At 52.1% G+C, this 6,103-nt stretch carries 9 protein-coding genes; 1 reads left to right on the top strand and 8 read right to left on the bottom strand.

All coding sequences use genetic code 11. The features are described from left to right. Positions 1 to 19: 19 nt before the first annotated feature. From tusB to fkpA, 5 genes are all read right to left on the bottom strand, one after another. A complete protein-coding gene (gene tusB, locus KQJ18_RS20645) occupies positions 20 to 307 on the bottom strand; it encodes a sulfurtransferase complex subunit TusB (protein ID WP_038634759.1) in 288 nt (95 codons plus the stop codon). 7 nt (positions 308 to 314) lie between these two features. Continuing rightward, positions 315 to 674, bottom strand: a complete 360-nt coding sequence (gene tusC / locus KQJ18_RS20640) for a sulfurtransferase complex subunit TusC (RefSeq protein WP_038634761.1) — start codon at positions 672 to 674, stop codon at positions 315 to 317. Beyond that, positions 674 to 1,060, bottom strand: a complete 387-nt coding sequence (tusD, locus tag KQJ18_RS20635; protein WP_137351159.1) for a sulfurtransferase complex subunit TusD — start codon at positions 1,058 to 1,060, stop codon at positions 674 to 676. The genes tusC and tusD overlap by 1 nt, the downstream gene beginning before the upstream one ends. After that, a complete protein-coding gene (locus KQJ18_RS20630) occupies positions 1,060 to 1,782 on the bottom strand; it encodes a transcriptional regulator (RefSeq protein ID WP_003023643.1) in 723 nt (240 codons plus the stop codon). The genes tusD and KQJ18_RS20630 overlap by 1 nt, the downstream gene beginning before the upstream one ends. Positions 1,783 to 1,949: 167 nt before the next feature. Continuing rightward, a complete protein-coding gene (gene fkpA, locus KQJ18_RS20625) occupies positions 1,950 to 2,768 on the bottom strand; it encodes an FKBP-type peptidyl-prolyl cis-trans isomerase (RefSeq protein ID WP_038634767.1) in 819 nt (272 codons plus the stop codon). Between the two features lie 232 nt (positions 2,769 to 3,000). Here fkpA and KQJ18_RS20620 point away from each other — a divergent pair, with 232 nt between their 5' ends. Continuing rightward, positions 3,001 to 3,219: a protein SlyX gene (locus KQJ18_RS20620; protein WP_038634770.1), complete on the top strand. Its 219-nt coding sequence runs from the start codon at positions 3,001 to 3,003 to the stop codon at positions 3,217 to 3,219. Between the two features lie 197 nt (positions 3,220 to 3,416). On the opposite strand, the gene slyD is transcribed toward KQJ18_RS20620, so the two are convergent. The 3 genes from slyD to kefB form a co-directional block, all read right to left on the bottom strand. Next, the gene (gene slyD, locus KQJ18_RS20615) at positions 3,417 to 4,019 is read right to left on the bottom strand and encodes a peptidylprolyl isomerase (protein WP_006687368.1); all 603 of its coding nucleotides are present in this window, start codon (positions 4,017 to 4,019) and stop codon (positions 3,417 to 3,419) included. A gap of 94 nt (positions 4,020 to 4,113) precedes the next feature. Further along, positions 4,114 to 4,314 (bottom strand): YheV family putative zinc ribbon protein, encoded by a 201-nt coding sequence (locus KQJ18_RS20610; RefSeq protein WP_016154768.1) that lies wholly within the window; start codon positions 4,312 to 4,314, stop codon positions 4,114 to 4,116. Positions 4,315 to 4,322: 8 nt separating this feature from the next. Beyond that, positions 4,323 to 6,103, bottom strand: a 1,781-nt coding sequence (gene kefB, locus KQJ18_RS20605; RefSeq protein WP_216422621.1) for a glutathione-regulated potassium-efflux system protein KefB, incomplete at its 5' end; no start/stop codon positions are given.

Genomic DNA, 6,103 nt, shown 5'->3' with positions numbered 1-6,103 from the left:
ATATACAACGATCCCGCAATTACCAGGACATCTGGTTGGGATGCTTCACCGTAAGTCTGACGAAGTCAGTATAGCTAACCCTGACGACACTGTCTGAAATTTGACCATCTAACCCGCGAGCTTTAATGTCTTCTTCCAGTACAGAGACCTTAATGGAGGCATTTTGCAGACTTTCAAGGAAACGGCTTCCTTCTATTGCGGCAGTCACGCCATCCTGGAGCAGTAAAAGCTCATCGTCTTTTTCAATCAGGCGAAGAAGAGAGGAGAAATCAGTAAGCCACGCGGAGCGGTGTAGTGTGTGCAGCATGAGAGTCTCAAAACCTTAAAATGACGTCATAATTGCCTAGCTCACGGCGCAAATCTTCAGGTTCCAACGGCGTGGCATCAACCACAAAATTAACACCCTGCTGAAGACCCCGCTCACGTAATGAGGCGGCACAAAGCCAACATTGATCGATATCGTACAACTCCAACAGCTTAAACGTTGCGATATAGTTGCGAGCCAGAACGACATCCGGTTGTTGACCCTGGAGGATCTGGAACACGCCATCGCCGATAAAAAACACGCCGAGACCTTCCGTTAGCGCAGATGTCGCCAGTAAGGCATCTAACCCTTCACGGCCGGATGCGCTGCCGTGCGGCACGGTAGAAAAGACAAAAGCAACCCGTTTCATTAAAACTGCACCACGCGATCGCAGGTCAGGGACGCCTCAGCCAGCGAACCCAGCCCGCTGAGATTGAAACCTGATTGTAGATTAGCACCTGCCAGCCCAAGCCGCTTTGCTTCAGCTTCATCAACAACGCCGCGGCGCAACGCCGCTGCAACGCAGATATTTAGCGTCACGCCATGTTGTTGGTTCAGCTGTTGCCAGGCTCGTACCAGATCATACTCATCGCTGGCGGGCGAAGTCAGGAAGTTGGCGTTATACACACCTTCACGATAGAAAAATACGCTGCTTAACTCATGCCCTTCCTTGAGTAGCGCGTGGGCAAATTGCAACGCGCTACTCGCCTGCTGTGTACCATAAGCAGGTCCCGTCACCATGATGGTAAAGCGCATTACTTGTCTTGCCCCTGGAAATCGCCGCTTTTGAACTGGCGAATATAGAGGTAGACCGTGTGCTTGGAGATATTCAGCCGATCGGCGACCTGGTTAATCGCATCTTTAATATCGAAGATACCTTTCTCATACAGATTCAGGACAATCTGGCGGTTTTTCGCATTGTTGGATACATTGCGATCGGCATTCACTTCTTCGATCGTGAATTCCAGCGTCTGGGTGACCAGATCTTCGACTGAAGAAGCAAAGTTCACGGCAGAGCCCACTTCCGGGGTTTCCGGTGGGATAAAGGTATTCATTATCTGCGAGAATGGCACATCGAGGTTCATGTTGATGCACAGCAGACCAATCACGCGATGCTCTCGGTTACGGATGGCAATCGTCACCGACTTCATCAAGACACCGCTTTTCGCACGTGTGAAGTAACACTTCGACACGCTGCTATCCGCACCCGTCATATCATGCAGCATACGCAAAGCAAGGTCGGTTATCGGTGAGCCAATTTTACGGCCCGTGTGTTCACCGTTCGCAATGCGGATAGCCGAGCATTTCAAATCCTGCAAAGAGTGCAATACGATTTCACAATGGGAACCAATGAGCATCGCCAACCCGTCCACTACCGCTTCATAGGATTTAAGGATATCGAAGTCAGTTTGATCGAAAGGACGTTGATCCAGTAAATCTAGCTCACTGGTTTCGTTGGTTAAAAGCGACCTGGACATGAAAAAAAGCACTCCTTTTCAGGAGCCTGTCGTTATGTTGTCAGGGCAGGCTCATCACTATTATAGGGGCATCTAAAGTAATACAGCGCACAAGGCGCTTTCCAGTATTAATTATATCCTGTCGATAATAAAAAACCGCCGCCCTGTGGGCGGCGGTTACTGTTCGCTTACTTTTTGCTGCTATCTGCAGCTTTATCGGCCGGTGCAGCATCTGGCTGTGCCTCGGCTTTCGGTGCCGGTTTGATGTCTAACAGTTCAACATCAAAGACCAGCGTAGAGTTGGCCGGAATACCCGGAACCCCGGTTTTGCCGTAAGCCAGATCCGGTGGGATAACCAACTGAATTTTACCGCCTTTCTTGATGTTTTTCAGACCTTCAGTCCAGCCAGGGATAACACCATCAAGACGGAAAGAGAGCGGCTCGCCACGGGTGTAGGAGTTGTCAAACTCTTTACCATCAATCAGCGTACCTTTGTAGTTTACAACCACGGTATCGCTGTCTTTCGGCGCAGCGCCGGTACCTTCTTTCTCTACTTTGTAGATCAAGCCGGTGGAAGAGGTTTTAACGCCTTTCTCTTTAGCAAATTTCTCGCGGTAAACTTTACCTTTGGCTTCATTGTCAGCCGCGTCTTTTTCCATTTTCGCCTGAGCGGAGCTCTTCACGCGCGCTTCAAACGCCTGCAGAGTTTGTTCGATTTCCTGGTCAGAGAGCTTGCTCTTGTCAGCAAACGCATCCTGAACGCCAGCGATCAGCTGATCTTTATCCAGTTTGATGCCCAGCTTTTCCTGCTCTTTCAGGGAGTTTTCCATATAACGACCCAGTGACGCGCCCAGCGCGTAAGCGGATTTTTGGTCGTCATTCTTGAATGCTGCTTTGCTGTCAGCAGTAGCGGCTGGTTTCGCAGCATCAGCAGCGAAGGTGATCGGGGCATGCAGAGCAACAGCCATTGTGGTCGCCAGCAGCGTTACTTTAAACAGTGATTTCATCCATATCTCCAGGGCCGGGGCATCTCACCCCAGGGTTATCTAACATAAAAATGTACTATAAAGCGTTGCAGAACAAATCAACATACAGGCACGCCCTATTATCACCACTTTTCAGACTCTTTTTGTTTAAATTAGTTTCGTTGCCGAAGATTGAGTGCTGTGCAAACAGGCAAAGTTAAGTAGAATTCGCCGCAGTCCGCGATCTGCCGGAGAAAAAAGAAAGAGGTGAATCATGCAGGATACAACATTGGAAACTCGCCTGGCCGAGCTGGAAAGCCGCCTGGCATTTCAGGAAATCACCATTGAAGAGCTCAACGTGACGGTAACTGCGCATGAACTGGAAATGGCTAAACTACGCGATCATCTGCGTCTGCTGACTGAGAAGCTGAAAGCCACGCAGCCGTCCCACATCGCGTCGCAGTCCGAAGAGACCCCACCGCCGCATTATTAAGACGTAAAAAAAGCGGGGATATCCCGCTTTTTTGTGCCCGATGGCGCGAACGCTTAGCAGGCCTACTCACATATACCCAAAGGATTTCAAATCACAGCAAGGCGGCAAGCTTGAGGAAGTCCCGGGAGCATAGATAACTATGTGACCGGGATTTGAAAGCGCAGCCAACACCGCTGTGGGTTGAAAGACGAAGGGTATTAGTGGCAACCGCAGCCGCCGTTACCTTTACCGCCACCGCCGCAGCAGCCTTCGCCACCGTGCTCGTGACCATGGTCGTGGCCGTGACCACCGCAGCAACCATCGTGACCGTGGTCATGATCGTGGTCGTGACCGTGCGCGCCGTGAACGTGGCCATGGGCCAGTTCTTCTTCGGTCGCTTCACGAATCGCTACAACTTCTACGTTGAATTTCAGGTTCTGGCCAGCCAGCATGTGGTTACCGTCAACCACAACGTGGTCGTCTTCCACTTCAGTAATTTCTACCGGTACTGGACCCTGGTCAGTTTCAGCCAGGAAACGCATGCCAACCTGCAGTTCGTCAACGCCCATGAAGACGTCTTTAGGAACGCGCTGCACCAAGTTTTCGTCGTACTGACCGTAAGCGTCGTTTGCGCCAACAGCAACGTCGAATTTGTCGCCAACTTCATGACCGTCCAGCGCTGTTTCCAGGCCAGAAATCAGGGAACCGTGACCATGCAGGTAGTCCAGCGGTGCACTCACCGGAGACTCATCAACCAATACACCGTCTTCTGTACGTACCTGATAGGCCAGGCTGACCACCAGGTCCTTTGCTACTTTCATGATATCTCCTGAGCATGGAAAGAATAGTGGCGCAGATTGTAGCGGAATTCTGCACCCGTGTACCCTCTAGCTTAAAAAAAGCTGCGCCATATCGCTAGTCCGGATGAAAAATCCCGATCACTTGCTCTTCTTTGCGAACATGTTCGCGCGCCTCTTTATCGGCTTCCCGCATCTGATGCCCGCACTTAACACACTCAACAATATCGATATTATTTTCGCGCCACATCGCCAGCGTATCCTGCGCCTGGCAGGACGGACATTTTGCGCCTGCAATAAAACGTTTACGAATTGCCATGATTACCTCTACTCAAATTCATCCCAGCCATCCAGCTGACGCCGCTCTTGCTGCATCTCACGTTGGAAAATTTCCTCCAGTTCACGCCGGGCTTCCCTGGCTCGCGAGATTTGTACCGTGTCTGTATGCATGGGAATCAGTTCCCGCAACATGCGCATATCGAGCCGCCGAAAATGCAGCTGAGCGCGCTGAGCCTGGTGCGGATGCATCCCCAACGTGACCAGCGTTTTACGCCCCAACTCCAGCGCACTGGAGAACGTTTCGCGGGAAAACTGCGTCACCCCGGCCTGTAATAACTCATGCGCCTCTACACGTCCGCGCGCTCGCGCAAGAATATGCAAATGCGGAAAGTATTGTTGGCAAAGCTCCACCAGTTTCATGGTGTCTTCGGGTTCATTACAGGTAATGACGATGGATTGCGCCGCCTCTGCCCCCGCGGAACGCAGCAGATCCACTTGGGTGGCATCTCCGTAATAGACCTTATAACCATATTTGCGCATCAGATTCACAGCGCTGATATCTCGCTCCAGGACGGTAATACGCATTTTATTGGCCATCAGTAAGCGACCAATAACCTGACCAAAGCGTCCAAACCCCACGACAATGACCTGCGGTTTATCATCCTCCACCCAGGGTTTTTCATCTTCTTCATCCGGGCCGTTAAACTGGCGGGAGAGCCATTTATCAATCAGCTTCATCACCAGCGGCGTGGTCATCATCGACAACGTGACGGTCACCAGCAGTAGCGCCATTTGATCGCCCAGAAACAATCGTTGCGAGGATGCCGTTGAAAACAGCACGAAAGCGAATTCACCGCCCTGGCTTAACACGCCGGCAAACTGCATTCGTTCAGAGCTTCTCATGCCGTTCAGTCGTGCCAGCACATACAACACCAGCATCTTCACGACCACCAGCACGATTACGCTCGCCGCTACCCACAGAATATGGGTATAGAGCACGCCGAGATTGAGCGACATGCCGACGGAGATAAAAAACAGTCCGAGCAACAGGCCCTTAAAGGGATCGATTGCCGTTTCCAACTCATGGCGGTATTCGCTTTCCGCCAGCAGCACGCCCGCGATAAACGTTCCCAGCGCCATCGACAATCCCAGCGCATCCATAAATAGCGCGGAACCCAGTACCAGCAGCAGCGTAGCGGCGGTGAACACTTCCCGCACGCCAGAACCCGCAATGAAGCGGAAAACAGGGCGCAGCAAATAGCGTCCGCCAATCAACATGCCGGCGAAAGCCAACACCTTCATGCCCACTTTGATCCAGTCAAAATGTTCATCGGCAGACCCTGCCAGCAGTGGAACCAGCGCCAGTGCGGGGATCACTGCCAAATCCTGGAACAGCAGCACCGAAAAACCCAGTTGCCCGGATTCGCTGCGGTTCATGCCTTTTTCGCGCATCAACTGTAGCGCCATGGCGGTCGATGACATCGCCAGACCAATGCCGCCGACCACTGCCGCTTGCCAGGAGAATGCGGTAAGCATCAGCAAACCAGCCAGTACCACTGCGCTCAACATCACCTGCGCGGCACCGACGCCAAAAATTGAACGCCGCAATTGCCATAACTTGGCCGGGTTAAGTTCCAGCCCAATGATGAACATCAAAAAGACGACGCCCAGTTCGGAAAAGTGCAGGATTTCATCTACATCGCTAATGAATCCTAATCCCCACGGACCGATAGCGATCCCCGCCAGCAAGTATCCTAATACCGGGCCAATACCCAGCCGCGATGCCAGCGGCACCGCAGCGACCGCCGCGAAGAGGAACAACACTCCCG

This window comes from Citrobacter sp. S55_ASV_140 (genome assembly GCF_018919505.1).
In the GTDB taxonomy this organism is placed as follows: domain Bacteria; phylum Pseudomonadota; class Gammaproteobacteria; order Enterobacterales; family Enterobacteriaceae; genus Citrobacter; species Citrobacter werkmanii.
The sequence above is the reverse complement of the archived record's forward strand: the minus strand, read 5'-3'. Positions and strand labels throughout refer to the sequence as shown.

Bases quoted from the DNA above. Each gene is read 5' to 3' on its own strand.
- tusB (WP_038634759.1), bottom strand. From the start codon at position 307: ATGCTGCACACACTACACCGCTCCGCGTGGCTTACTGATTTCTCCTCT.
- slyD (WP_006687368.1), bottom strand. From the start codon at position 4,019: ATGAAAGTAGCAAAGGACCTGGTGGTCAGCCTGGCCTATCAGGTACGT.
- KQJ18_RS20630 (WP_003023643.1), bottom strand. From the start codon at position 1,782: ATGTCCAGGTCGCTTTTAACCAACGAAACCAGTGAGCTAGATTTACTG.
- KQJ18_RS20610 (WP_016154768.1), bottom strand. From the start codon at position 4,314: ATGGCAATTCGTAAACGTTTTATTGCAGGCGCAAAATGTCCGTCCTGC.
- tusC (WP_038634761.1), bottom strand. From the start codon at position 674: ATGAAACGGGTTGCTTTTGTCTTTTCTACCGTGCCGCACGGCAGCGCA.
- KQJ18_RS20620 (WP_038634770.1), top strand. From the start codon at position 3,001: ATGCAGGATACAACATTGGAAACTCGCCTGGCCGAGCTGGAAAGCCGC.
- fkpA (WP_038634767.1), bottom strand. From the start codon at position 2,768: ATGAAATCACTGTTTAAAGTAACGCTGCTGGCGACCACAATGGCTGTT.
- tusD (WP_137351159.1), bottom strand. From the start codon at position 1,060: ATGCGCTTTACCATCATGGTGACGGGACCTGCTTATGGTACACAGCAG.